This is a genomic window from Gordonia neofelifaecis NRRL B-59395 (assembly GCF_000192435.1).
Classification (GTDB): Bacteria; Actinomycetota; Actinomycetes; order Mycobacteriales; family Mycobacteriaceae; genus Gordonia; species Gordonia neofelifaecis.
This window is the reverse complement of the sequence record NZ_AEUD01000006.1, coordinates 154,242-177,700: the sequence shown is the minus strand read 5'-3', so window position 1 is coordinate 177,700 and position 23,459 is coordinate 154,242. Positions and strand designations below refer to the sequence as shown.

General features: G+C 68.9%; 21 protein-coding genes. 9 read left to right on the top strand and 12 right to left on the bottom strand.

Features of this window, described 5'->3' with window-relative positions:
* Positions 1 to 29: 29 nt before the first annotated feature.
* The 3 genes from SCNU_RS09350 to SCNU_RS09340 are packed head-to-tail and all read right to left on the bottom strand — an operon-like array spanning position 30 to position 4,344.
* Positions 30 to 1,469, bottom strand: coding sequence for an aldehyde dehydrogenase family protein (locus SCNU_RS09350; protein WP_009679121.1), 1,440 nt, complete (start codon positions 1,467 to 1,469; stop codon positions 30 to 32).
* A 1-nt stretch (position 1,470) separates the two neighbouring features.
* On the bottom strand, positions 1,471 to 2,271 hold the full coding sequence (locus tag SCNU_RS09345) for an SDR family oxidoreductase (RefSeq protein ID WP_009679120.1): 801 nt from the start codon (positions 2,269 to 2,271) through the stop codon (positions 1,471 to 1,473).
* A gap of 27 nt (positions 2,272 to 2,298) precedes the next feature.
* The gene (locus SCNU_RS09340) at positions 2,299 to 4,344 is read right to left on the bottom strand and encodes an acetate--CoA ligase family protein (RefSeq protein WP_040518095.1); all 2,046 of its coding nucleotides are present in this window, start codon (positions 4,342 to 4,344) and stop codon (positions 2,299 to 2,301) included.
* 142 nt (positions 4,345 to 4,486) lie between these two features.
* On the opposite strand from SCNU_RS09340, the gene SCNU_RS09335 reads away from it, so the two are divergent.
* Entirely contained in the window at positions 4,487 to 5,362 is an 876-nt protein-coding gene (locus SCNU_RS09335; RefSeq protein WP_009679118.1) for a DNA-3-methyladenine glycosylase family protein, read from the top strand.
* A 15-nt stretch (positions 5,363 to 5,377) separates the two neighbouring features.
* Here the strand turns inward: SCNU_RS09335 and SCNU_RS09330 are convergent, their stop codons facing one another.
* From SCNU_RS09330 to ramB, 5 genes are all read right to left on the bottom strand, one after another.
* On the bottom strand, positions 5,378 to 6,874 hold the full coding sequence (locus tag SCNU_RS09330) for an APC family permease (RefSeq protein ID WP_009679117.1): 1,497 nt from the start codon (positions 6,872 to 6,874) through the stop codon (positions 5,378 to 5,380).
* 266 nt (positions 6,875 to 7,140) lie between these two features.
* The gene (locus SCNU_RS09325) at positions 7,141 to 7,482 is read right to left on the bottom strand and encodes a cupin domain-containing protein (RefSeq protein WP_009679116.1); all 342 of its coding nucleotides are present in this window, start codon (positions 7,480 to 7,482) and stop codon (positions 7,141 to 7,143) included.
* The gene (locus SCNU_RS09320; protein WP_009679115.1) at positions 7,475 to 8,134 is read right to left on the bottom strand and encodes a class I SAM-dependent methyltransferase; all 660 of its coding nucleotides are present in this window, start codon (positions 8,132 to 8,134) and stop codon (positions 7,475 to 7,477) included. The genes SCNU_RS09325 and SCNU_RS09320 overlap by 8 nt, the downstream gene beginning before the upstream one ends.
* A 10-nt stretch (positions 8,135 to 8,144) precedes the next feature.
* Positions 8,145 to 8,678, bottom strand: coding sequence for a carboxymuconolactone decarboxylase family protein (locus SCNU_RS09315; protein ID WP_009679114.1), 534 nt, complete (start codon positions 8,676 to 8,678; stop codon positions 8,145 to 8,147).
* Positions 8,679 to 8,704: 26 nt separating this feature from the next.
* Positions 8,705 to 10,114 (bottom strand): acetate metabolism transcriptional regulator RamB, encoded by a 1,410-nt coding sequence (ramB, locus tag SCNU_RS09310; RefSeq protein WP_009679113.1) that lies wholly within the window; start codon positions 10,112 to 10,114, stop codon positions 8,705 to 8,707.
* A gap of 66 nt (positions 10,115 to 10,180) precedes the next feature.
* On the opposite strand from ramB, the gene SCNU_RS20005 reads away from it, so the two are divergent.
* From SCNU_RS20005 to SCNU_RS09285, 5 genes are all read left to right on the top strand, one after another.
* Complete coding sequence (locus SCNU_RS20005) at positions 10,181 to 10,969, top strand: hypothetical protein (RefSeq protein WP_139025911.1); 789 nt, start codon at positions 10,181 to 10,183, stop codon at positions 10,967 to 10,969.
* 363 nt (positions 10,970 to 11,332) lie between these two features.
* Positions 11,333 to 12,625 (top strand): isocitrate lyase, encoded by a 1,293-nt coding sequence (gene aceA, locus SCNU_RS09300; protein WP_009679111.1) that lies wholly within the window; start codon positions 11,333 to 11,335, stop codon positions 12,623 to 12,625.
* Positions 12,626 to 12,784: 159 nt separating this feature from the next.
* Positions 12,785 to 13,666 carry a 3-hydroxybutyryl-CoA dehydrogenase gene (locus SCNU_RS09295; protein ID WP_009679110.1) on the top strand — a complete coding sequence of 294 codons (882 nt, stop codon included), beginning with the start codon at positions 12,785 to 12,787 and terminating at the stop codon, positions 13,664 to 13,666.
* A gap of 9 nt (positions 13,667 to 13,675) precedes the next feature.
* Entirely contained in the window at positions 13,676 to 15,997 is a 2,322-nt protein-coding gene (metE, locus tag SCNU_RS09290) for a 5-methyltetrahydropteroyltriglutamate--homocysteine S-methyltransferase (RefSeq protein ID WP_009679109.1), read from the top strand.
* A 199-nt stretch (positions 15,998 to 16,196) separates the two neighbouring features.
* The gene (locus SCNU_RS09285; RefSeq protein WP_009679108.1) at positions 16,197 to 16,889 is read left to right on the top strand and encodes a heparin-binding hemagglutinin; all 693 of its coding nucleotides are present in this window, start codon (positions 16,197 to 16,199) and stop codon (positions 16,887 to 16,889) included.
* Between the two features lie 279 nt (positions 16,890 to 17,168).
* On the opposite strand, the gene SCNU_RS09280 is transcribed toward SCNU_RS09285, so the two are convergent.
* The 4 genes from SCNU_RS09280 to echA20 are packed head-to-tail and all read right to left on the bottom strand — an operon-like array spanning position 17,169 to position 20,697.
* Positions 17,169 to 18,269: an NAD(P)H-dependent flavin oxidoreductase gene (locus SCNU_RS09280; protein WP_009679107.1), complete on the bottom strand. Its 1,101-nt coding sequence runs from the start codon at positions 18,267 to 18,269 to the stop codon at positions 17,169 to 17,171.
* Complete coding sequence (locus SCNU_RS09275) at positions 18,266 to 19,036, bottom strand: CoA-transferase subunit beta (protein WP_009679106.1); 771 nt, start codon at positions 19,034 to 19,036, stop codon at positions 18,266 to 18,268. The genes SCNU_RS09280 and SCNU_RS09275 overlap by 4 nt, the downstream gene beginning before the upstream one ends.
* Complete coding sequence (locus tag SCNU_RS09270) at positions 19,033 to 19,929, bottom strand: CoA transferase subunit A (protein ID WP_009679105.1); 897 nt, start codon at positions 19,927 to 19,929, stop codon at positions 19,033 to 19,035. The genes SCNU_RS09275 and SCNU_RS09270 overlap by 4 nt, the downstream gene beginning before the upstream one ends.
* A 6-nt stretch (positions 19,930 to 19,935) precedes the next feature.
* Positions 19,936 to 20,697: a (7aS)-7a-methyl-1,5-dioxo-2,3,5,6,7,7a-hexahydro-1H-indene-carboxyl-CoA hydrolase gene (gene echA20, locus SCNU_RS09265; RefSeq protein WP_009679104.1), complete on the bottom strand. Its 762-nt coding sequence runs from the start codon at positions 20,695 to 20,697 to the stop codon at positions 19,936 to 19,938.
* 81 nt (positions 20,698 to 20,778) lie between these two features.
* Between echA20 and SCNU_RS09260 the strand changes: the two genes are divergently transcribed.
* The 3 genes from SCNU_RS09260 (at position 20,779) to SCNU_RS09250 (ending at position 23,457) form a co-directional block, all read left to right on the top strand.
* Positions 20,779 to 21,552 (top strand): SDR family oxidoreductase, encoded by a 774-nt coding sequence (locus SCNU_RS09260; protein WP_009679103.1) that lies wholly within the window; start codon positions 20,779 to 20,781, stop codon positions 21,550 to 21,552.
* Between the two features lie 39 nt (positions 21,553 to 21,591).
* A complete protein-coding gene (locus SCNU_RS09255) occupies positions 21,592 to 22,488 on the top strand; it encodes an SDR family oxidoreductase (protein ID WP_009679102.1) in 897 nt (298 codons plus the stop codon).
* Positions 22,489 to 22,647: 159 nt separating this feature from the next.
* Entirely contained in the window at positions 22,648 to 23,457 is an 810-nt protein-coding gene (locus tag SCNU_RS09250) for a crotonase/enoyl-CoA hydratase family protein (RefSeq protein WP_009679101.1), read from the top strand.
* The last annotated feature ends 2 nt before the right edge of the window (positions 23,458 to 23,459 follow it).

Below are 23,459 nucleotides of genomic sequence, written 5' to 3'. Positions count from 1 at the left end.
TGCTGAAGTCGTTTTGGGGAGGGGCGGGTCTACAACTGGATACTGGTGATCTCGGTGAACTCCTCGAGTCCGACGGGGCCGAGTTCACGACCGAGACCCGAGGCCTTCCAGCCGCCGAACGGGGCGCGCGGATTGAACGCGGCGCCGTTGACGTCCATCTGACCGGTGTCGATGCGGGACGCGACGTCGACCGCTCGGTCGACGTCGGCCGACCACACCGCGCCGGCGAGGCCGTACTCGCTGTGATTGGCGAGCTCGATCGCGTGCTCGTCGCCGTCGTGAGGAAGGACGACGATGACGGGGCCGAAGATCTCGTCGAGCACGGCGGGATCGTCGGCGGGCAGATCCGCGAGGATCGTCGGCGCCACGAAGTGTCCTCGCGACAGCCCCGGCGGTGTCTCCGGACCGCCGCGCACGACGCGGGCGCCACGCTCGATCGCACCTTCGATCATCGAGATGATCGACGACTTCTGGTCGGCCGAGATCACCGGTCCGAGGTCGGTGGCCGCCTCGCGCGGATCTCCGACGGTCATCGCGTCGACTGCATCGGCGGCCAGTCGCAGCGACTCCTTGTACTTCGCCTGGGGCACCAGGAGTCGTGACCACGCGCTGCAGGTCTGGCCGGAGTTCAGCAGACCAGCGGCGACGCTCGCCGGGATCGCCTCGCTGAGATCGGCGTCGTCGAGCACGATGCTCGCCGATTTGCCGCCGAGCTCCAGACAGGCCCGCTTGATGTTCTCCGCGGCGGCGACGGCGATCGTCCTGCCGACGCCGGTCGACCCGGTGAAGGAGACGACGTCGACTCCCGGATGCGAGGCCAGCGCGGCGCCGACGACCCGCCCGCGACCGGGGACCAGCGAGAACACGCCCGCGGGAAGTCCCGCGGCGATGGTGGCGTCGGCGAACAGGTACGTCGACAGCGGGGTCAGCTCGGCCGGTTTCACGACGATCGGGCAGCCCGCGGCCAGCGCCGCGCCGACCTTCGCGACCAGCTGATAGAACGGGTAGTTCCACGGCGTGATGGCCCCGACGACGCCTGCCGCGCGCCGGATGAGCACCGAGTTCCCGATACGGGACTGCCACTCGTACGTCCGCGCCAGATCCGCGAAGTCGGACAGGATGGTGATGCCGAGGTCGATGTGCGCCTCCGAGGCCACCCTGATCGGTGCCCCGACCTCCGCGACAGTGGCGGCGACCAGCTCGTCTCGCCGGAGGCGCACCTGCTCGACGAGAGCGTCGAGCAGCGCGGCGCGGCCCTCGGACGACGTCCGGCTCCAGCGAGGCAGTGCGGCGCGTGCGCCCGCCACTGCGGCGTCGACGTCTGCGGCGGCGGCTGAAGCCGCAGTGCCGATCGGCTGCTCGGTGGCCGGGTCGTGCACGGTCGACAGTTCGGTGCAGCGCTGCCAGCGGCCGGCGATGAGCGCGGAGTCGCGCTGCCAGGTCGCGACGGTGTCTATCACTGCGGTCATGTCAGCCCACCGTGTAGATCGACTTGCCGAGCCACTGGCCGCCGTCGGTGACGAGCAGATCGCCGGTGACGTAGCCGGAGCGGTCCGACATCAGGAACGCGGCCGACTCGGCGACCTCGTCGGGCGTGGTGAACCGGGCCATCGGGACCGACGCCATCACCCGCGCGCGGGCCTCGTCGGTGGGCCACAGGGCGGCGCCCGCACCCTCGGTCTCGGTGGGGCCGGGAACGATGCAGTTGATGCGGATGCCGCGCTCGGCCCACTCGACGGCCAGGGTGCGGGTCATCGCCACGATGCCGCCCTTGGCCGCCGCGCTGTGGACGGTGCCGGGGTGGCCGTGCCAGGCGTAGCCGGCGATGACGTTCACGATGTTGCCGCGCTCGGCGGGCAGCATGTGGCGCGCGGCGGCGCGGGTGCAGTGGAAGGTGCCGTTGAGGACGATGTCGATGACGGCCTTCCAGCCGTTCGGCGACATGTTCTCGGCCGGTGCCACGAAGTTGCCCGCCGCATTGTTGACGAGTGCGTCGATGCGGCCGAAGCGCTCGGCGACGCCGTCGATCGCTTCGTCGACGGCAGCCGCGTCGCGGACGTCGCACGACACGGCGATGGCTTTGCCGCCCGCGGCCTCGGCCAGGGCGACGGTCTCGGCGAGCGGTTCCGGCCTGCGGCCCATGACGGCGACGGTGCCGCCGGCCTGCGCCCATCGGACGGCGACGGACCGGCCGATGCCGGAGCCGCCGCCGGTCACCACGGCGACACGGTCGGTGAACTCGGTGTTCAGATCGAGGAGGGGAAGGGACATCGGAGTGCCTTTCGTTGGTGGTGACGGTCAGAGCCGGGTGACGATGAGGGCGTCGAGTGCGACGACGCCGTCGGGGGCCACCCGGACGGGATTCAGTTCGATCTCGGCGATATCGGGGTTCTCCGCGGCGAGCCGGGCGACGGCGGAGACGGTCTCGGCGAGTGCGCGGACGTCGGTGGCGGGCTTGCCACGCCAGCCGGCGAGGAGCTTGTGCGCCTTCAGGCGGGAGATCATCGCGGCGGCGGTGTCGACGTCGACGGGCGCGGACTCCATGACGACGTCGGCGTACACCTCGGTGGCCACCCCGCCGGTGCCGACGGTCACGGTGACGCCCAGATCGGGGTGACGCTGGCAGCCGATGAGCATTTCGACGCCGTCGGGCCGGACGTCCATCTCTTCGAGGACGTAGTCGCCGTCGCCGAGGCGACCGTGCATCTCATCGAACGCCGCTCCGACCGTGTCGCTGCCGACCAGTCCGACGACCACACCGCCGTGTTCGCTCTTGTGCTCGAGCCACGCGGCCTTGAGCACGAGCGGTCCGGTCAGTGCGTCGGCGGCGGCGACGGCCTGATCGCGGTCGGTGACCACGGCCCCGTCGGGGAAGACCACGCCGGCCGCCGACAGCGTGGTGCGTGCGCTCCAGTAGCCGGTACCGGTGAACTGTGCCGAGATCTCCGCGGCGGTCAGGTCGCGGGACGGTGCGGCGAACACTGAGGCGCCGGACAGCGCGCGGAGCAGCGGCTCCACGGTGCCGAAGGTGGGTACGCCCGAGGCCCACAGCTGGTCGGCGACCGGCCCGGTCGCGACCATCGAGTGGACGTAGAGCGGCTTGCCCGCCGCGTCGGCGGCGGCGGCCAGTCGGTGGGCGAGTCCGAGTTCGGTGTCCATCAGCTCGGGGTTGTCGGCGCCGTAGCAGCCGAAGTAGCCGGTGAGAACGGCGGCGTCGACGCCGGGATCGGCGATCGCCGAGGCGACGGCGCGGACGTAGTTGTCGAGATCGGCTTCGCCGGCTCCGGCCAGGTCGACGGGATTGCTGATCGCCGCACCGGCGGGCAGGAGGGCCTCGAGGTCCTTCGACGCCGCTGCGCTCAGGGCGGGGACCGCGAGCCCGTAGTCCCCGGCGCGGTCGGCGGCGATGCCGCATTGGCCGCCGCTGTCGCCCACGACCACCACGTTCCGCCCGGCCGGGATCGCGCCGGCGATGACCGTGCGGGCCACATCGATGACCTCGGCGGGAGAATGCGCACGCAGTACGCCCGTCGCACGGCAGACCGCGTCGACGACGTCGACCGGTGCGGTGAGCGAGCCGGTGTGCGACCGCGCGAGGCGGCTGCCTGCGGCGCTGGAGCCGACGGTCAGCAGGATGGTCTGCTTGCCCGCCTCGCGGAGCGCCCGCAGCGCATCGAACACGGCCTCGCCGCCGTCGAAGGACTCGAGATACAACGCGACCACCCGCGTGTCGTCGTGTCCGGCCAGATCGAGGAGCAGTTCGGCTGCGGTCACATCGTTCTGGTTGCCGATCGAGACGAAGCGGGAGACGCCGATGCCGTTCTGCTCGCCGAGCCGCGCGAGTTCGCTGCCGAGCTGTCCGCTCTGCGAGACGATCGCCATGGAGCCCGGCGTGAAGGTGCCCCAGCTGAGATCGAGCTCGCCTGCGGCGTCGAAGATTCCGAGACTGTTGCCGCCGACCAGGCGGGCTCCCGCCGCGCGGATCCGGGCCGCGATCGCCGGCTCGTCCTCGATCCCGGCGGTGATGCCGAGGAAGCCTTTGACGCCCAGTGCCAGGGCCTCGTCGACCACGGCGCCGACCATCGGGCCCGGGACGCAGAGCGCGACGAGCTCGGGTGCCTCGTCGATCGCGGTGAGTGAGGTGACGCAGGCGTGTCCCAGGATGTCGCCGCCGCGGGCGTTCACCAGGTGGACGTCCCGGCGGTGGGCGCCGGCGAGTGCGCCCGCTGCCAGCCAGTAGCCCCACTTGGCGCGGTTGGCGGAGGCGCCGATGACGGCGACCGAGCGGGGATCGCTGAACACGGACAGCCCGGTTCGGGCGGGGGAGAGGACTGGGCTGTTCACTGTTCACCTTCCAACTGACTGATTGCTCAGTTAAGAATGCCGAGAGATCCGTGGTGTGTCAAGTCACACTCGGCGGGAGATATCGGATCAGGTCACCGGGTGCTGCATGCGGCGCCGAGCGCGCGGGCAGGATGGAGGAGTGATGCAGCAGCGCCGATGGATGCCGACCTCCCCGGTCTCGGTTCGAACGGTGCTCTCGGTCCATCAGCGGGGAGGACGGGATCCTGCGTTCCGGCTGGCGCCGGACGGGTCGATGTGGCGTGCGGTGCATACGCCCGACGGGCCGGGAACGCTGGCCGTCGCGCAGAGCGGTGCGGGTGAGGTCTGGGTTCGCGCCTGGGGCGCCGGGGCCGGGTGGCTGATCGACTCGGCGCCCGCACTCGTCGGTGCGGACGACGACCGCGAGGCGCTGGTGCCGCGCGACGATGTGGTGGCGCGGCTCGTGCGGCGGTCGCCGGGCCTCGCGATCGGACGGTCCGGCCGGGTGTGGGAGGCGCTCGTGGCGTCGGTGATGGAGCAGAAGGTGGTCGGATCGGAGGCCTACCGCGCGTGGCGGTACCTGCTGACGAGATACGGAGACCGCGCGCCGGGGCCGGTTCCGGCCGACATGCGTGTTCCGCCGCCGCGATCGCGCTGGCGGGAGATCACCGAGGCGGACTGGCACCGCAGCGGTTTGGAGCCGGTGCGGGCGCGGACGATCCGGGCGGCCGCGGCGGTCGACGTCGAATCGAAATGCGACCGCCTCACCGCGCTCCGGGGGATCGGGCCGTGGACTGCGGCGCACACCAGGATTCGTGCGCTCGGCGACCCCGACGCGGTGCCGGTCGGCGACTACCACACGCCCTCGGTGGTCGGCACCGCGCTGATCGGTGAGCGCGTCGACGACGAGCGCATGCTGGAACTGCTGGAACCGTATGCGGGCCAGCGGTATCGCGTGATCAGGCTGTGCGAGGTGGGAGCGGGAATGCCAGAACGCCGGGGACCGCGAATGTCGATTCGCGACTACCGGTCGTTCTGACGTTCCCGCCGGTGATCAGCCCGCGAGGTCGACCTCGGTCTCGGCGGCGGCATTCACGTCGGCATCGGTCTGGCGGTCGGTCTCGCCGACGCGTCGGATGATCTCGGGCCGGCGGGCTTTCAGGTAGGCGTAGCCGCCCACGATCGCGACGATCGACACGAAGAAGATGATCGCCACCCAGAACTTCGCGCCCTGCGGGAACGGGTTGAACGAGTTCCAGTAGATGACTGCCGAACCGAAGGCGGCGAGCACGGTGGCCGCGGCGATGCCGAGCCCGATCGTGCGGGTCTTCATCGCGTACCAACCGGCCGCCAGCACGGTGGCGCCGTATGTCGCCACGAGCATGTAGCCCGCGAACGTGCCGAGCAGACCGTAGGTGGTGGTGGCGCGGGCCAGCAGTGCACCGAGAACGGCGACGACCACGTACAGGGCGCCGATGCCCAGGACCGCGTTGCGCGGAGTCTTGTGCACCGGGTCGACGCCGGAGAGCACCTTGGGAAGCATGCCATCGCGCGACATCGTGTACACGGTGCGGCTGGTGCCCGCCATGATGCCGAGCGTGGAGCCGAAGAAGCTGATCGCGACGCCGGGGTCGATGAGATGGGCGAGCCACCCGACGCCGTAGTGGTCGGCGAGGGCGTCCAGCGGAGCGTTGAGCGCTTCATCGAGCGGCATGTCGCGGAAGCCGAGGACGATCACGTACGTCCCGACGAGGTAGAGCAGACCGCATGCCGAGACCGAGCCGATCACCGCCAGGCTGATCGCCTTCTTGGGATTGCGAGCTTCGCGCCCGAGTGTGACGGCGTGGTCGAAGCCGGCCATGGAGAACACCGAGAAGCCCGCGACGGCGAGGACTGCGGTGATCGAGAAGCCGCTGAAGTCGAACTGCCTGCTGTCGATCGGACCGCCGGGGACGCGGAACAGGATGACGATCATCAGGGCGACGATCACCAGCACGGTGCAGAACTCGATGAGCAGCAGGAGTTTGGCCGACAGCTTCACCTCGCGGAGCGAGAGAGCGGTCACGGCGACGGCGATCGCCGCGGAGCAGCCGGCGAGGATCCACGGGTTGTAGGGCACGCCGAGCTTCCGGAGCCACGCGTCGAGATAGATCGCGGCGCCGAGGACGCACGCGGGGCCAGACACCAATGACGACGCGAGATGGGCGAACATCACGAAGAAGCCGGGTCCGCGGCCGGCGGCCCGCGTGGTCAGGCCGTAGACGCCGCCGGTCGTGGTGAATCGCTTCGCTAGCCAGGAGATGCCGCCGGCGAAGCCCAGCACGAGGACCGAGGTGACCGCCCAGGTGACCCAGCTCAGTGCGCCGACCTGCGCCATGATGACGCCGATCGCGAGGGCCAGAGTGGAGGCGGGCGCGAGGATGCCGAGCGATACGCCGAAGACCGCCCACAGTGGCAGGACGCCCTGCGGCAGGGATCGGTCGTCGCTGTTGGCGTCGGGCGCGGTGTCCGGAAGCGGTGTCGTCCCGGTCGCGTCGAGAGATTGGACCATCGAGGCTCCTTCAATGCTGAGTGAGTGTTCAGTCAGTATTGAATGGTGAGCCGTGCCACTGTGAATGTCAATACATGCCGTGAATCACATCGGCATGGGGCCGCCCAACCGCTGATTGAGCCGAACCGAGGCGCTAGCCGAGGTCGTGTCGAAATCACCGTGAGATCCGCTGGTAGTCAAGAACTTCCAGCCCGAGTGACGGGGGTTTCGACACGCCACTCGCTACGCTCGCGTCGGCTCAACCGACGGGTGACGACGGCCCCGGATCAGCCCCCGTGCACGACGATCAGGGTCACCGCTCCGTCGGTGACGGCACGGAGGGCGTGAGGCACACGAGCGTCGACACGGATCGCGCTGCCTGGTTCGAGGCGGAAGGTCTCGCCCTGGACGGTGAAGTCGATCGCTCCCGCCTGGCCGAGCACGACGATCGGGTGGGCGGCCAGATGCTCGGCCATCTCCTGACCTGCGCGGAACGACAGTCGGACCACGGTCTCGGAGTCGCTCTTGTGAATGCGCTTGATCGCCGGCTTCGCGCCCTCGCCGTCGGGGTTCGGCGCATCGAGGTCCGTCAGAAGGGCGTATGCGGGCGCGTGCTCCGGCTCAGACATCGGTCCTCTCCTCGTGCGGTCGTCGGGCGTGCACGTACTGCCCCACCCCGGTGATCGTCTGCTCGACATGCTCCATGCCCAGTGCCTCGAGTCGTGCGACGATCTCGCGGCGGCCGAAGATGCGCAGGCCGGACAACCCGACGACGGACTCGGCTCCGGGGAGCGCGGCGATCGACGCCTTCACCGAGGTGAAGACGATCAGCTCGCCGCCCGGTTTCACCACGCGCGCCATCTCGTCGAGGACCGGCAGCGGATCGGGGATCAGATAGAGGGCCGCGAGGCAGAGGACGGTGTCGACGGTCGAGTCGGGCACCGGCAGTCGATGGGCGTCGCCGCGCACATAGGCGATGCGCGGCAGACGATGGGCGCGCTGCGCTTCGGCGAGCATGCTGGCCGAGAAGTCCAGGCCGACGTAGCGGCCGTCGCCGGTGAGGCCGCGCGCGGCATCCTCGCTGTAATTGCCCGGGCCGCAGGCGATGTCGAGAACGAGACGATCGCCCGGCCGAGCCAGGTAGGCGCGCAGGGCGCGGTCGTAATCCGCGGTCTCCGAGCCGCCGAGACTGAAGCCCCGGGTGAACGCGGGTCGCCACAGCCGCTCGTAGATCTGTGAGAACGCCGGGTTGCCCATCAGACGCTGCGCGATGGAGGACATGGCGGTCGACTCAGAACTCGTCGCGCTGAACGCGCAGCGCGGTGATCGTGGTGGCGAGGCTGTCGTACTGTCCGACGAGCAGGGTGAACGCGATCGCCTTCCGTTCGGTGAGATGCCGCCGCAGCGCGTCCCACGTGAGGTCGGACAGATCCCGCGTCGCTACCAGCTCGTCGACCGCGAGCAGCAGACTGCGCTCGCGGTCGCCCCAGCCCGCGTCCGGTCCGTCGAGGATCTGCTGGAACGACTCGGCGTCGATGCCCGCCCGCGCTCCGAGGCGCCGGTGATGGTCGAGCTCGTAGTCGCAGCCGCGAAGGTGGGCGACGCGGATGATGATCATCTCGGTCTCGCGCCGCGACAGTTCGCCGAGCGGCATCATGCGCGACGAGAAGTGCAACCAGCCGCGGAACAGGCCGCGGCTGCGCCCGAGCGTGGCGAAGATGTGCGGGTCGTCGGTGCCCGTGGCGAGTCCCATGGCCTTGACCACGAGCCAGTTGACCGGCCCCAGATCGCCGAACGTTCCGGGGGAGACGCGAGGAGTGCCCATGTGGCCCAAGGTAGTCGACCGTTCGATCAGCCCGGCATGTACGGGGAAACGGTGCTGCGATGCTCGTCGATGGCGAGGTTCGCGCCGAGCTGTGGAAAGGCGCGCTGGGGGCAGTTGAGCCGGTCGCAGACCCGGCAGCCCGCACCGATCGGCGTCACCTTGGCCGTCGGTCCGATCTCGGTGCCGTCGGAGTAGATCACCCGGTCGGCGTGCCGCAGTTCGCAGCCCATCCCGATGGCGAACGACTTGCCGGGCTGGCCGTACCGGGCGGCCCGGCGCTCCACGGTGCGCGACACCCAGAAGTACTCGCGCCCGTCGGGCATCTCGGTGATCTGCGTCAGGATCTTGCCCGGCGAGACGAACGCCTCGTAGACGTTCCACAGCGGGCAGGTGCCGCCGCTGGAGGAGAAGTTGAATCCGGTCGCCGACTGCCGCTTCGACATGTTGCCGGCGCGGTCGACGCGGACGAAGGTCCACGGAACTCCGCGGAGGCTCGGCCGCTGCAGGGTGGAGAGCCGATGGCAGATCGTCTCGTACGACACCGCGTAGAACGCCGAGAGCCGCTCGATGTCGTAGCGGAAGTCCTCGGCGGCGCCGTGGAACTGGCTGTAGGGGAGCACCGCGGCCGCGGCGAAGTAATTGGCCAGGCCCTGGCGACCCAGGGCCGCCGCGTCGTCGGTGGTGAAGCCGCCTTCGTCGACCAGGCCGTCGATGAGGTCGCCGAACTCGAGATAGGCGAGCTCGGCGGCGATCTTGAAGGTTCGCTGTCCGGCTGACAGGGCGGCGGAGAACTCCAGCTGCCTGCGTTCGGGGTCGAATCGATGCAGCACGTCGTCGCCCAGATCGACGCGTCGCACGATCCGCACTCCGTGACGGTCTTCGAGCCGGGCGGCCAGCCCGGTGCGGACGTCGGCCGAGTGCATGCGCATCCGGGTCGTGAGGTCCTCGGCGGCCTCGTCCAACTCGTGGATGTAGTTGCGCCGCTGATAGAAGAAGTTGCGTACCTCTTCGTGCGGTGCGCTGATGGTGCCCCGGGTGCTCGCATCGCCGCGCCCGGCGGTCGCCGCCGCGAGTTGCTCGGACACCACTCGGTACCGCTGATACATGCCGACCAGGGCCTCGGCGATCGCCCGGTGACTGCCGACCATCGAGGCGACCTCGCCTGCGTCGCTCGCCGCGGGGTCGAAGTCGAGGTCCTCGTCGAGCAGCGCCTCGCGCAGTTCGGCGACCAGCCGGACGTCGTCCTGCGGATCGAAGAAGTCGATGTCGAGGCCGAACATCTCGGTGATCTTCGCCAGCACCGGGCCGGTCAGCGGACGGTTGTCGTGTTCGATCTGGTTGAGGTACGACGCCGAGATGCCGAGCATGGCGGCCAGCGCCTGTTGCGACAGCGCGCGATCGGCCCGCAGACCGCGGATCCGGCCGCCGACGAACATCTTCTGCGCGCCGTTCTGACTGGTGCTCACCTCGTGCGCTTCCTCTCCGGCAGGTACCGTGCCCGTGTGCTGCGCTCCATTCTGTCCCGTTTCGCCCGCCGACGTGCCAGGGTGTCCCGCGCCGTCCTGGTCGCGGCCGTCGGAGCGACGGTGCTCGGTGCCGCGGCATGCGGTGGGTCCGACGACCCGGAGCCGTCGCTGCCGAGTGCGCTCTTGACTGCGGACCGGCTCCCCGCCGATTTCACCGTGGTTCCGATGATGGTCAACGACCTGATCGTGTCGAATCGGAACACGCTGGAGCAGTCCAAGACCGTCGCGTTCACCCCCGCGGAGTGCGCACCGACGGCCGACGCCGAGTTCAATCCGCAGCTGACCGAGGACAACTCGGCGCTGCTGGTGGCGCAGTCCGACAACGGAACGTTCAGCGAACTGTTGTCGTCGGTGCGTCGCGACGTGGACGCCGACCGACGTTCGACCACCGGGCCGTGCGCCGTGGTGACCGCGGTTCCGAGCAGGGGGACGCTCGCCGGCGCCCGGATCGTCACGACCACCGTCGAACTGCCTGCGCTGCGCGACCCCGCCGTCGAACAGGCGTTTCTGATCCGGAACGATTCCGTGACCACGCTCTCCGGGGGCGAGGTGCGGGCGCGCACCGGGCTGATGGCGAACGTGCTGGTCCGTCGCGCCGACGGTGAGGTGGTGACGCTGCAGGTCGGCCTGTCGACCGCCGAGCGTCCGGTCACCGAGGAGGAGCGCGCGGCGGTCGTGCCCGGCTCGCCGCTGGTGGCTGCGCCGGTGTCCGACGACGACTTCGTTCGGCTCGTCCGCGACGCGGTCGCGCGCGTCGCCGACTGACCGGAGGTCCCCGTCGACGGCCCTTCTCTGTGAGGTGCCGCACTTTCCGGGTCGAGGTCGCCCGATCCGTTCTGTCCGGGGCCGGGTCGACGGGCTCCGGGCGCCGTTCGGAGTTTTCCCAGTACGCGCGTACTTTTTAGTCGACTGTCCCGCTGAGTGCGCACATCGATCTTTGCAAGATTTACACAACTCGTCAGTAACGTGCCCGTTATTAACACCTGTCGTGGTCTGGACCTGCACGTTTGTCTTATGGCAACCTGGTGTCAGGCATCGCCTCAAGGTGCCAACCGGTTCGCAAGAATCGAGTGGGGCCTTAAACCCTCAAAGCACTGCGATCGAGCAGTACTAACGAAAGCGAAGGCTATGAGCAACGTCGGAAAGCCGCGTACCGCCGCCGAGATCCAGCAGGATTGGGACACCAACCCCCGCTGGAAGGGCATCAAGCGCGATTACACCGCAGAGCAGGTCGCAGAGCTCCAGGGCAGCGTCGTCGAGGAGAACACCCTCGCCCGCCGCGGTGCCGAGATCCTGTGGGACGGCGTCACCAAGGGTGACGGCAGCTACATCAACGCCCTGGGCGCACTGACCGGCAACATGGCCGTTCAGCAGGTCCGCGCGGGCCTCAAGGCCATCTACCTGTCCGGTTGGCAGGTCGCCGGTGACGCGAACCTCTCGGGTCACACCTACCCGGACCAGTCGCTGTACCCGGCCAACTCGGTCCCGTCCGTCGTCCGCCGCATCAACAACGCGATGCTCCGCGCCGACGAGATCGCCCGCGTCGAGGGTGACGACGCCGTCGACAACTGGGTCGTGCCGATCGTCGCCGACGGTGAGGCCGGCTTCGGTGGCGCCCTCAACGTGTACGAGCTGCAGAAGGCCATGATCACCGCGGGTGCCGCAGGCACCCACTGGGAGGATCAGCTGGCTTCGGAGAAGAAGTGCGGCCACCTCGGTGGCAAGGTGCTGATCCCGACGCAGCAGCACATCCGCACCCTGACCTCGGCTCGCCTGGCCGCCGACGTCGCAAACACCCCGACGGTCGTCATCGCCCGCACCGACGCCGAGGCCGCTACGCTGCTGACCTCGGACGTCGACGAGCGCGACCGCCCGTTCCTCGACGGCACCCGCACCTCCGAGGGCTTCTACGGCATCAAGAACGGTGTCGAGCCCTGCATCGCCCGCGCCAAGGCATACGCCCCGTACGCGGACCTGATCTGGATGGAGACGGGCAAGCCCGACCTGGAGCTGGCCAAGAAGTTCGCCGAGTCGGTCAAGGCTGAGTTCCCGGACCAGCTCCTGGCCTACAACTGCTCGCCGTCCTTCAACTGGAAGCAGCACCTGGACGACGACACCATCGCCAAGTTCCAGAACGAGCTGGGCGCCATGGGCTTCACCTTCCAGTTCATCACCCTGGCCGGCTTCCACGCCCTCAACCACTCGATGTTCGATCTGGCCTACGGCTACGCCCGTGAGCAGATGACCGCATACGTCGAGCTGCAGGAGCGCGAGTTCGCGTCGGAGGCTCGTGGCTACACCGCCACCAAGCACCAGCGCGAGGTCGGTGCGGGCTACTTCGACCGCATCGCCACCACGGTCGACCCGAACACCTCGACCGCAGCTCTGAAGGGCTCGACCGAAGAGGGTCAGTTCCACTAGGAACCGACGCGACCTTCGTTCGAGAGGTTGACGATCTCGTGATGATCCCGGGGCCGGTGGGGGTTTGACCCTCACCTGTCCCGGGATCATTGCTAAACAGGTACCACTCCGCCGCCACGCCGGCGCGACACGTCATACGAGCATTCCGGGAGCCTTCACATGGCAAGTGAGAAGATTTCGCGCGTCGGTATCATCGGCGCAGGTCAGATGGGCGCAGGCATCGCCGAGGTGTGTGCTCGCGCAGGCTCCGACGTGCTCGTCTACGAGTCGACCCGGGAACTGACCGCGGCCGGTCGTGCTCGCATCCTCCGGTCGCTCGACCGCGGCGTCAGCAGCGGCAAGCTCACCGAGCGCGAGCGCGAGCAGGCGACGTGGCGGCTGCGCTTCACCTCCGATCTCGGCGACTTCGCCGACCGCCAGTTGGTGGTCGAGGCGATCATCGAGGATGAAGCCGTCAAGACGGAGATCTTCGCCGAACTCGATCGGGTGGTCACCGATCCGAACGCGGTCCTGGCGTCGAACACCTCGTCGATCCCGATCATGAAGCTCGGCATGGCGACCGAGAAGGCCGAACGCGTGATCGGCATGCACTTCTTCAATCCGGTTCCGGTGCTCCCGCTCGTCGAACTGGTCACCACTCTGATGACCTCGACCGAGGTCAGCGAGCGCGCCGAGGCCTTCGCGCACGACGTGCTCGGCAAGCAGGTGGTCCGCTCGGCGGATCGCTCGGGATTCGTGGTGAACGCACTGCTGGTGCCGTACCTCCTGTCCGCGGTCCGGATGGTCGAGAGCGGTTTCGCGACGGTCGAGGACATCGACAAGGCCATGGTGCTCGGCTGCGCGCACCCGATGGGTCCGCTCAAGCTGACCGATCTCGTCGGCCTCGACACCGTGAAAGCCATCGCCGACAGCATGTACGAGGAGTTCAAGGAGCCGCTCTACTCGCCGCCGCCGCTGCTGCTGCGGATGGTCGAGGCGGGCAGGCTCGGCAAGAAGTCGGGACGCGGCTTCTACCAGTACGGCGACGTCGCCGCCAGGTAGATCTGCGCCATGACTTCCGCGGACGGCATCGAGTACGGCTCCTCGATCCTCGGGTACCCCCGGATCGGGGCGCGCCGCGAACTGAAGTTCGCGCTGGAGGAGTACTGGCACGGGTCGATGACCCGCGACGAGCTCCTCGAGACCGGCCGTGACCTCGCTGAGTCGACGTGGCGGGAACTCGCCGCGACCGGCCTCGAGCAGGTGCCGGGCAACACCTTCTCCTTCTACGACCATGTGCTCGACAACGCGCTGATGTTCGGGGCGATCCCGCGTCGTTTCGCTTCGCTCGCCGCCGATCTGGAGCCGATCGACCTGTACTTCGCGATGGCGCGCGGCAGGCCGGACGTCGCGCCACTGGAACTCGTCAAATACTTCGACACCAACTATTACTACCGCCGGCCCGAGATCGATCCGGACACTCCGTTCTCCCTCGACGCGGCCGCGTGGCTCAGCGAGAACGTGCTCGTCGAGCACGCGCGGGCCGCGGCGGCGGGCATCGAGCTGCGGCCGATCATGCTCGGCCCGGTCAGCCTGCTGTTGATGAGTGGACCTGCGATCGACGCTCCCGACGGCTTCGTCCCGCTCGACCGCCTCGACGACCTCGTCGAGAAGTACATCGAGCTGTTCGAGCGAATGGCCAAGCAGAACACGAAGTGCGTGCAGCTCGACGAGCCGGCGTTCACCTCCGACCGGACCGAAGCCGAACTGGCCGCCCTGGAACGCGCATACGACCGTCTCGGTCGAGCGGGTCTCCGCCCGGGAATCCTGGTCACCGGCGAGTACGGCGACCTCGGACCGGCCCTGCCGATCCTCGCGGCGAGCGAGGTGGACGCCATCGGCCTCGACCTCGTGACCGCCCCGATGACGCCGAGCCGGCTCATGGAGGTGGCAGGCCTGCGCCGCAAGCGGCTGTACGCGGGGGTGATCGACGGACGCAACGTCTGGAAGGCGGCCAAGGGCGCCAAGCTCGACTACCTGCGGGACCTGCGGAAGGTGGTCCCCGACATCGTGGTCTCCACCTCGTGCACGCTGATGCACGTGCCGGTCGACAAGCTGATCGAGCCCGACATCCCCGGGGACGTCGCGGACCGGCTGTCGTTCGCCAAGCAGAAGGTCGCGGAGGTGATCGCGCTCGCGAAGGCGATGACCGAGGGCGCTCCGGAGCACTGGTACACCCGCCCGACGACCGTTCAGTTCAAACTCAAGCACGACGTCCGGCAGCGCGTCGCCGGCATCCGGCCAGAGGATCGCGAGCGGGCCTCGTACGCGGAGCGGCGGAAGGCACAGGCGAAGGTGCTCGACCTGCCGCCGGTCCCGACGTGCACTCTGGGCTCCTTCCCGCAGACCGCTGAGATCCGGCGGGCCCGGTACTACTTCGGCCAGGGACGGCTGAGCTGGGACGAGTACGCCGAACGGCTCCGCGACGAGATCAAGCGCGTGATCGAGCTCCAGGAGGACATCGGCCTCGACGTCCTCGTCCACGGCGAGGCCGAGCGCAATGACATGGTCCAGTACTTCGCGGAGCTGCTGGACGGCTATGCGTTCACCCACATGGGCTGGGTCCAGTCGTACGGTTCCCGCTACGTCCGGCCGCCGATTCTGTACGGCGACGTGAAGCGTCGCCATCCGATGACGGTCGAGTGGATCACCTACGCACAGTCGTTGACGGACAAGCCGGTCAAGGGCATCCTCACCGGACCCGTCACGATGCTGGCCCGCTCGTTCGTGCGGCAGGACCAGCCGCTGTACGAGACCGCCGAACAGCTCGCGCTGGCCGTTCGCGACGAGGTCGCCGATCTGGAGAAGGCTGGAATCAAGATCATCCAGGTCGACGAGCCGTCGATCCGGGAACTCCTGCCGCTGCGGGAGCGGGGGCGGGAGGGCTACCTCGACTGGGCCGTCGGTGCCTTCAAGCTCGCGGTCGGCGGAGCGAAGCCGCAGACCCAGATCCACACACATCTGGGCTACTCGTCGATCGCGAGGGTGGTCGAGGCGTTCAATGCGCTGGATGCCGACGTCACGTCGATCGTCGCGACCCGCTCGATCGACTGGGTGCTCTCCGAATTGACCGAGCACGGCACATCGATCGAGCGCGGCGTCGGGCCGGGTCTGTATGAGAGCCGCAGCGCCGTGATCCCCGACATCGACACGATCGACGATCGGCTCCGACGTGCGGCCGAGGCGATCGATCCGTCCCGACTGTGGGCGAATCCGGACGGCGGATTGAAGACCCGGCACTTCTGGCAGCTCGAACCGGCACTGCGCAATATGGTTGCTGCAGCACGCAGACAGCGACGTCGAATGGCCGCCGGCGCGGACGGCACAAGCTAGTTTTGCTAGCAGTGAGCTAATCCATTGCGGGTGGACTCGGATGCGTGGACCAGGGAAAGTCCAGGTTAACCTTACGTTCCTTGCATTTGGAAGTACCTCTTGTCAAGTGACTTCGACCACTTATGCGAACTTTTCGCTAGCTTTTGCTAGCACTGTGCAGCACACTGGTAGTGCAAGTTAAAGCAAGCAAGGAGTTGCCATGAGCACCGCCGAACGTACTTTCCCCACCCCGGTCTACGCCGTCGTCGGCGCCGGCGACGTCGCCGTCCAGGAAGTCAAGGACGCCCTCGCCGAGCTGAAGACTCGCGCACAGGCTTCCCGTGAGCGTACCCAGACCCGTCTGGACGAGACCCGCGCTCGCCTGACTGAGCTGCCCACCGAGTTCCCCTCGGTCGAGGAGCTGCGCGCCAAGCTGACCGCTGACGAACTGCGCAAGGTCGCCGAGCCGTACATCGAGGCCACCACCGGCCTGTACAACTCGCTCGCCGAGCGTGGCGAGGGCGCCGTGGAGCGTCTCCGCCAGACCCCGTATGTCGAGGAGAACCTCGCCCGCGTGGAGAAGGCGTACAACGACGCCGTCGATCTGACCGAGGACGCACTGGGCGCAGTGTCGACCCAGACCCGCGCCGTCGGCGAGCGCGCCGCCGCACTCGCGGGCCGTGCTGCCGACCGCGTCGAGGATGCGGCTGTCGCCGCCGACGAGGTCTCGGAGAAGCTGCAGGACAAGGCCGCCGACATCGAGAAGGCCGGCGCCAAGGCCAAGGCCGACGCCGACGCCGCCGCTGCGAAGGTGAGCACCGCCGCCGCTCGCAAGCCCGCTGCCGCTGCCAAGAAGGCCGCTCCGGCTAAGAAGGCTGCACCCGCCAAGAAGGCTGCGCCGACCCAGAAGTAGTTCTGGGTCGCCGATTCGGCCCCGACACTCGCGAGAGTGCCGGGGCCGTTCTGCGTTCTGTGCACCCATGGCTGTCGAATATCGAGACGGCGTGCGGGGTCTCGATACGCTCGTCACTCCGTTCCTCGCTACTCGACCAGCTTGGGGGCGCGACCTCAGGTTGGTCGAGTAAGTCGAGGAGCGGAGCGACGAGACGCATCGAGACCCCCGACCGCCGGAAGTGGAACAGGCCCGGCCGACGAGGGGACGTCGTCGACCGGGCCTGGGTCTGGGGTTCGCTCAGCGGGGGAGCGAGGCCAGGCGGGCATGCGCCTGGGTCATGATCGTCTGGATCAGCTCGTCGCACGAGGGCAGGCTGTCGATCATGCCGACCACCTGGCCGGACGCCAGGACGCCGGCTTCGGTGTTGCCGTCGACCAGACCGGCCTTGAGCAGCATGGGGGTGTTGCCCGCCATGATGATCTGCTGCCAAGTGCGTTCGCCGGACTTCTTCATCGACGCGCCGTCGCGGAGCATGGTGGTCCACTTCATGCCGGTGAGCTGCTTGAACTCATTGGCGTTGCGGGCCGCGGCGATGAGTGCCTTGGCGCGCGAACCGCTCTCCAGTGCGTTGACGAGCTCGGTGCGGAGAACACGGTGAGGCATGCCGTCGACCTTCAGCGAGACCACGGTGTCGGCCAGACCACGCTTGAGGTACTCCTGCTTGACGCTGTCGGGCACCGCGGAGTCCGACGTGAGCAGGAACCGCGTGCCCATCGCGACGCCGTCGGCGCCGTAGGCGAGCGCGGCGACCAGGCCGCGGCCGTCGAAGAAGCCGCCCGCCGCGATCACGGGGATCGAGGTCGGACCGTCGTTGCCGCCGAGCGCGTCGACGACCGACGGCAGCAGCAGCGTGGTGGCCACGCCACCGGTGTGACCGCCGCCCTCGCCGCCCTGCACGATGACGGCGTCGGCGCCCCACGAGGCGACCTTGACCGCGTGCTTGGCCGCACCGATCGACGGGACCACCACGAGACCGTGGTCCTTGAGCTTGTCGATCAGCTCCTTCTTCGGGGCCAGCGCGAACGAGGCGACCTTGACGCCCTCGCGGATCATCAGGTCCACGCGCTCGTTCGCGTCGGTCGCGTCGGCTCGCAGGTTGACGCCGAACGGCTTGTCCGTGAGCGACTTGGTCTTCTTGATCGCGAACTCGAGCTCGTCGTAGGTCATCGTCGCCGAGGCGAGGATGCCCAGGCCGCCGGCATTCGCGGTCGCGGCCGTCAGCGACGGACCGGACACCCAGCCCATACCGGTCTGCACGATCGGGTACTTGATCCCGACCATCTCGGTGAAGCGGGTGGCGATCGTCGCGGCGGACGACGACTCCGCGGCGCCGGTCACGATCGGACCTCGCGGTCGCGCAGGCTCTTGGGGTCGAGGACCTCGCGGATGATCTGCAATTGCTCCGCGGTCGGGGCCGCGGTCTCCGGGGCCGACTCGAGATCGGCGACGGGGAAACCGGTGTTCTCGGCGACCTGCTCGGCGGTCACGCCCGGATGCAGAGAGAGCGCGCGCATGGTGTGGCCGGGACCGCTGAAGTCGAACACGCCGAGATTGGTGACCACGCGGTGGATGTTCAGGTCGTCGAATGCCGGGTTGCGCTCATCGACCTTGTCGAATCCGACGCCCGAGACGATGTCCACCTGCGTCGGGAAGACGCGTGCCGTGTGGTTGCCGACCCAGTAACTGGTCGGGTGATTGATGGTGTTGCCGGGAGCGCCCCGGACACCGAACATCTGGCGGGTCGGCTGCTGCAGCGGGCCGAACGCGGACAGGTTCTGGTTGCCGTATCGGTCGATCTGGTTGGCGCCCATCACCACGTGGCGGCGGCCCGACGCGACGACATCGAAGACCCTGCGGAACGGCATCCAGCCCTCGACCGGGCCGGACTTGCCGACGGCCGGCGTGTCGGCCAGGATCAGTGCCTCACCGTCGGTGATCAGCAGGTCGGGCTCGGTCGTGAGCCGGGCCAGACGCGCGCCGATCAGCGGCGTGGTCGCCATCGGCGACGCCATGATCTCGCCCGCCCCGGTGAAGATGTCGGCGCATGCGGTGACGCAGTACTCGGCGCGAGTGATGTCGGCGCTGGTGGTTTCTGCGGTGCTCACTTGGCTTCCTCCTGCTCGGCCTGCCACTTGCTGACTTCGGTCTGGTAGGTCGCCTCGTCGACGTCGAGGAACCGGGTGCGGAACGCCGACCAGGAGGCGTCGTCGGCCGCGGAGGCCGCGTAGTGCTTCATGAATGCGCCGTCGCGGCCGTAGCCGCCCGCGAAGGTGAAGTGCGCGCCGTTCGGGGTGTGCACCACGCGGTCGACGTTCATGCGGTTGATCAGCAGTCGTTCGCGCGCAACGGAGTTCACGAGTTCCTCGGTGGAGACCACCTGGTCGGCCTCGAGGTAGCGACGGTCTGCGGCGGCCAGGAAGAGGTCGTCGAAGTACGGGTCGACGCCGGTGTAGGCGGCGTTGCCGTGTGCGTCGGCGATGTCCAAGTGGACGAACGCGGCGTCGAGCTTCAGTGCGGGCATCGCGATCAGCGTCTGCGTGCGGCCGTCGGCATCGGCGTACGGCGACTCGACGGTCTTGAGTTCGCCCTCCCAGAAGTCGAGCACGGCCGAGCCGAGTCCGGCGCGGATCGGGAGGAACGGCAGGCGGGCCGCAGCGGCCTCCAGGCCGCACTTGACCATGCCCTCGTCCATCTCGCGCGCCTCGATGGCGCCGGAGGTGCGGGCCTTGGCGAACCAGGGGTCGTAGAACGGTGCCGCGTCCAGGGACACGAAGCCGTAGTACGCGCGCTTGACCTTGCCCGCCGCGCACAGCAGGCCGATGTCGGCGCCGCCGTAGGCGACGACGGTGAGATCCTTGACGTTCGAGCGGGCGATCGCGCGGACGAGGGCCATCGGCTTGCGCCGGGTGCCCCAGCCGCCGATGCCGATCGTCATGCCGTCGCGGAGTTCGGCGACGACGTCGTCGAGGCTCGACGTCTTGTCAGTCTTGGTGGCCATGCGGTGTCAGTTCCCCTTCAGTGTCTTGCCGGTCTCGACGAAGGCATCGCGATGCTCGTCGGCCACGCCGGCCAGGTTGAGTTCGTAGGTGTAGCGCTGCTCGAGCAGGTAGCTGGTCTTCACGTCGACCGGGTCGATGCCGTTGATCGCGGCCTTGGCGGCCCGGATCACCCGGGTGTCCTTGGCGTCGATCATGCGCGCGACCTCGAGTGCGGTCTCGAGCAGTTCCTCGCGCGGGACGGCCTTGTAGACCGACCCGAAGTGGACGAGCTGCTCGGCGGTCACGTTCTGTGCCGTGTAGTACAGCGTGCGCATCATGTGCTGCGGGACGAGCCGGGCGAGATGGGTGGCCGCGCCGAGGGCGCCGCGGTCGACCTCGGGGAGGCCGAACACGGCGTCGTCGGAGGCGACGATGACGTCGGCGTTGCCGACCAGGCCGATGCCGCCGCCGACGCAGAAGCCGTTGACGGCGACGATCACCGGGACTGCGCAGTCGTAGACCGCGGAGAACGCGGCGGCGCATCCCTTGTTGGCGTCGACGAGGGCGGTGAAGCCGGTGGTGTTCTGCATCTCCTTGATGTCGACGCCCGCGTTGAATCCGCGGCCCTCGGCTCGAAGGATCACCACGGAGGTCTCCGGGTCGGCGCCTGCGGCGAGAATCGCCTCGGCGAGTTCGAACCAGGCGGCGCTGGGAAGCGCGTTGACCGGGGGAAAGTCGACCGTGACGGTGACGATGCCCGCCTCGGCGCGGGCGGTGGTGATCGGCACACCGACTCCTTTGTCATAGGGCTGGGTGGGGCTCCGGGGAGCTACCCAAGCAAATGCTTGGTTGTTTGTTACAGTAGCACCATGACCGAAGCAGTGCACAGCCCGGTGAATCTGGGGCTGACTGGGAGAACGATCCTGATCACCGGCGGCGTCCGCGGTGTCGGCGCAGGCATCGCGCAGGTGCTCGAAGATCTGGGAGCCACTCCGGTGGTCTGCGCGCGCCGCCCCGGAGACGACGGCCGGGAGTTCTATCCGTGCGATGTCCGCGACAGCGACGCGGTGGCCGAGATGATCGCGGCGATCGTCGCGAAGCACGGACGGCTCGACGGCGTCGTCAACAACGCGGGCGGCTCGCCGTTCGCCCTCGCGGCCGAGGCCTCCGACAACTTCGCGCGCAAGATCATCGAGCTGAACCTGGTGGCGCCGTTGATCGTCGCGCGCGCCGCGCACAAGGTGATGACGGAGCAGGACGGCGGCGGCGCGATCGTCAACATCTCGAGCGTCAGCGGACACCGCCCGTCGCCCGGCACCTCCGCGTACGGCGCGGCCAAGGCCGGCCTCGACAACTTCACCGCGTCACTCGCCGTCGAGTGGGCACCCGACGTCCGAATGAACTCCGTGATCTGCGGTCCGATCGAGACCGAGCTGTCGCACCTGCACTACGGCGACGACGACGGCGTCGCGGCCGTCGGCGCGACCATCCCGATGGGCCGCTTGGCGCAGCCCGCCGACATCGGCAACGCGGTGGCGTTCCTGCTGTCGCCGCTGTCCCAGTTCATCACCGGCTCGACCCTCACCGTCCACGGCGGCGGCGAGAAGCCTGCCTTCCTGGCCGCGGCCAACGCGGGCAACTAGGCGAGAAGCGCATCACCTCATCAGAGAAAGTGAAAACCATTGAGTAACAAGCTGAACGACGGCCGCGTCGTCATCATCACCGGTGCCGGTCAGGGAATCGGTCGTGCCCACGCCCACGCTTTCGCCGCCGACGGCGCGAAGGTGGTCGTCAACGACTACGCAGCGGACTCGGCCGCGAAGGTCGTCGAGGAGATCAAGGCCGCGGGTGGCGAGGCCGTGGTCGCCGCGGGCGACGTCGCCGACTGGGACACCGGCGCGGCGATCGTCCAGACCGCGATCGACGCCTTCGGCCGTCTCGACGTGCTGGTCAACAACGCGGGCTTCCTGCGCGACCGGATGCTGCTCTCGTTGAGCGAGGAGGAGTGGGACTCGGTGACCCGTGTCCATCTGAAGGGACACTTCGTGATGCTGCGTCACGCAGGCGCCCACTGGCGGGCTCAGGCCAAGGCGGGCGAGCAGGTGCAGGCGCGAATCATCAACACCAGCTCCGGCGCAGGCATCTTCGGATCGGTGGGCCAGGGCAACTACGCCGCGGCCAAGGCGGCGATCGCCGAGCTGACGATCCAGGCCGCCGCCGAGCTGGGCGGCTACGGCGTCACCGTGAACGGCATCGCCCCGGCGGCGCGCACGCAGATGACCATGGGTGCGGGCGACGCGATGGCCGCACAGATGGCCGCTCCGGCCGACGGTTCGTTCGACGCGATGGACCCCGCGAACATCTCGCCGCTGGTTGTCTGGCTGGGTTCGCCCGAGTCGGGCGACGTGACCGGGCGCCTCTTCGAGGTCGAGGGCGGCACCGTCACGGTGCTCGACGGCTGGCAGCGCGCGGCGTCGATCGACAAGGGCGCCCGCTGGGAGGTCGCCGAGCTGACGCCTGTCGTCGCCGAGCTCATCGAGGCCTCGCCGAAGCCGGTCAAGGCCTACGGCGCGCGCTGAGTCGCCGGTCCGCCCCAGCCACTCCCCGGGGGTGGTCGAGTAGCCCCGGCGCGCAAGCGCCGCGGCGTCATCGCCACCCGCGTTCGGCGAGTCTGCGGCGGACCGTCGCATACGCTCGTCGAGCGCAACTCGATCACACCGGAGAAGGAGCCCGATCGCATGTCTGAGAGCACCGCATCACCCGTCCTCTACGAGGTCCGCGACGGCGTCGCCGTCGTCACCCTGAACCGCCCGGAGGCGATGAACGCGGTGAACGCCGCGCTCGCGACCGGACTCGGGGAGGCGATCGAACGGGCGTCAGCCGATCGAGACGTCCGCGTGGTGGTCCTCACCGGAACCGGCCGGGCGTTCTGCGCGGGCGCCGATCTGAAGGCGATCGCGCGCGGCGAATCGATCTTCGACGACGCCCATCCGGACTGGGGCTTCGCGGGTCTGGTCCAGCACTGGACGGATAAGCCGGTGATCGCCGCGGTCAACGGCTTCGCGATGGGCGGCGGCACCGAGCTGACCCTGGCCTGCGACCTCGTCGTCGCCGCCGACACTGCCGTGTTCGGGCTGCCCGAGGTCAAGCGCGGCCTCATCGCGGGCGGCGGCGGGGTGGTCCGGCTGGCGCAGCAGGTGCCGGTGAAGCGAGCTCTCGAGATGGTGCTGACCGGGGACGGCATCGAGGCATCGCTCGCCCTCGAGTGGGGCCTCGTCAACCGCGTCGTGCCCGCCGACGAGGTGCTCACGACGGCGTTGGAGCTCGCGCGGAAGATCGCCGCCAACGCGCCGCTGTCGGTCCAGTACAGCAAGCGTGCGCTGTACCGGACGCGGCAGGCGGCGTCGGACTGGAACCCGGAGTGGGTCGCCGAGGATCCGTGGGCGGTCAACGGCGAGCTCATGGTCGCCGTGATGACCTCCGCCGACGCGATGGAGGGGCCGCGCGCCTTCGCCGAGAAGCGCGAGCCGAACTGGCGCGGCGAGTAGCA

Excerpts from the sequence above, each read along its gene's own strand:
- SCNU_RS09350 (WP_009679121.1), bottom strand. The coding sequence starts at position 1,469 with ATGACCGCAGTGATAGACACCGTCGCGACCTGGCAGCGCGACTCCGCG.
- SCNU_RS09345 (WP_009679120.1), bottom strand. The coding sequence starts at position 2,271 with ATGTCCCTTCCCCTCCTCGATCTGAACACCGAGTTCACCGACCGTGTC.
- SCNU_RS09335 (WP_009679118.1), top strand. The coding sequence starts at position 4,487 with ATGCAGCAGCGCCGATGGATGCCGACCTCCCCGGTCTCGGTTCGAACG.
- SCNU_RS09330 (WP_009679117.1), bottom strand. The coding sequence starts at position 6,874 with ATGGTCCAATCTCTCGACGCGACCGGGACGACACCGCTTCCGGACACC.
- SCNU_RS09325 (WP_009679116.1), bottom strand. The coding sequence starts at position 7,482 with ATGTCTGAGCCGGAGCACGCGCCCGCATACGCCCTTCTGACGGACCTC.
- SCNU_RS09320 (WP_009679115.1), bottom strand. The coding sequence starts at position 8,134 with ATGTCCTCCATCGCGCAGCGTCTGATGGGCAACCCGGCGTTCTCACAG.
- SCNU_RS09315 (WP_009679114.1), bottom strand. The coding sequence starts at position 8,678 with ATGGGCACTCCTCGCGTCTCCCCCGGAACGTTCGGCGATCTGGGGCCG.
- ramB (WP_009679113.1), bottom strand. The coding sequence starts at position 10,114 with ATGTTCGTCGGCGGCCGGATCCGCGGTCTGCGGGCCGATCGCGCGCTG.
- aceA (WP_009679111.1), top strand. The coding sequence starts at position 11,333 with ATGAGCAACGTCGGAAAGCCGCGTACCGCCGCCGAGATCCAGCAGGAT.
- SCNU_RS09295 (WP_009679110.1), top strand. The coding sequence starts at position 12,785 with ATGGCAAGTGAGAAGATTTCGCGCGTCGGTATCATCGGCGCAGGTCAG.
- metE (WP_009679109.1), top strand. The coding sequence starts at position 13,676 with ATGACTTCCGCGGACGGCATCGAGTACGGCTCCTCGATCCTCGGGTAC.
- SCNU_RS09285 (WP_009679108.1), top strand. The coding sequence starts at position 16,197 with ATGAGCACCGCCGAACGTACTTTCCCCACCCCGGTCTACGCCGTCGTC.
- SCNU_RS09270 (WP_009679105.1), bottom strand. The coding sequence starts at position 19,929 with ATGGCCACCAAGACTGACAAGACGTCGAGCCTCGACGACGTCGTCGCC.
- SCNU_RS09260 (WP_009679103.1), top strand. The coding sequence starts at position 20,779 with ATGACCGAAGCAGTGCACAGCCCGGTGAATCTGGGGCTGACTGGGAGA.
- SCNU_RS09250 (WP_009679101.1), top strand. The coding sequence starts at position 22,648 with ATGTCTGAGAGCACCGCATCACCCGTCCTCTACGAGGTCCGCGACGGC.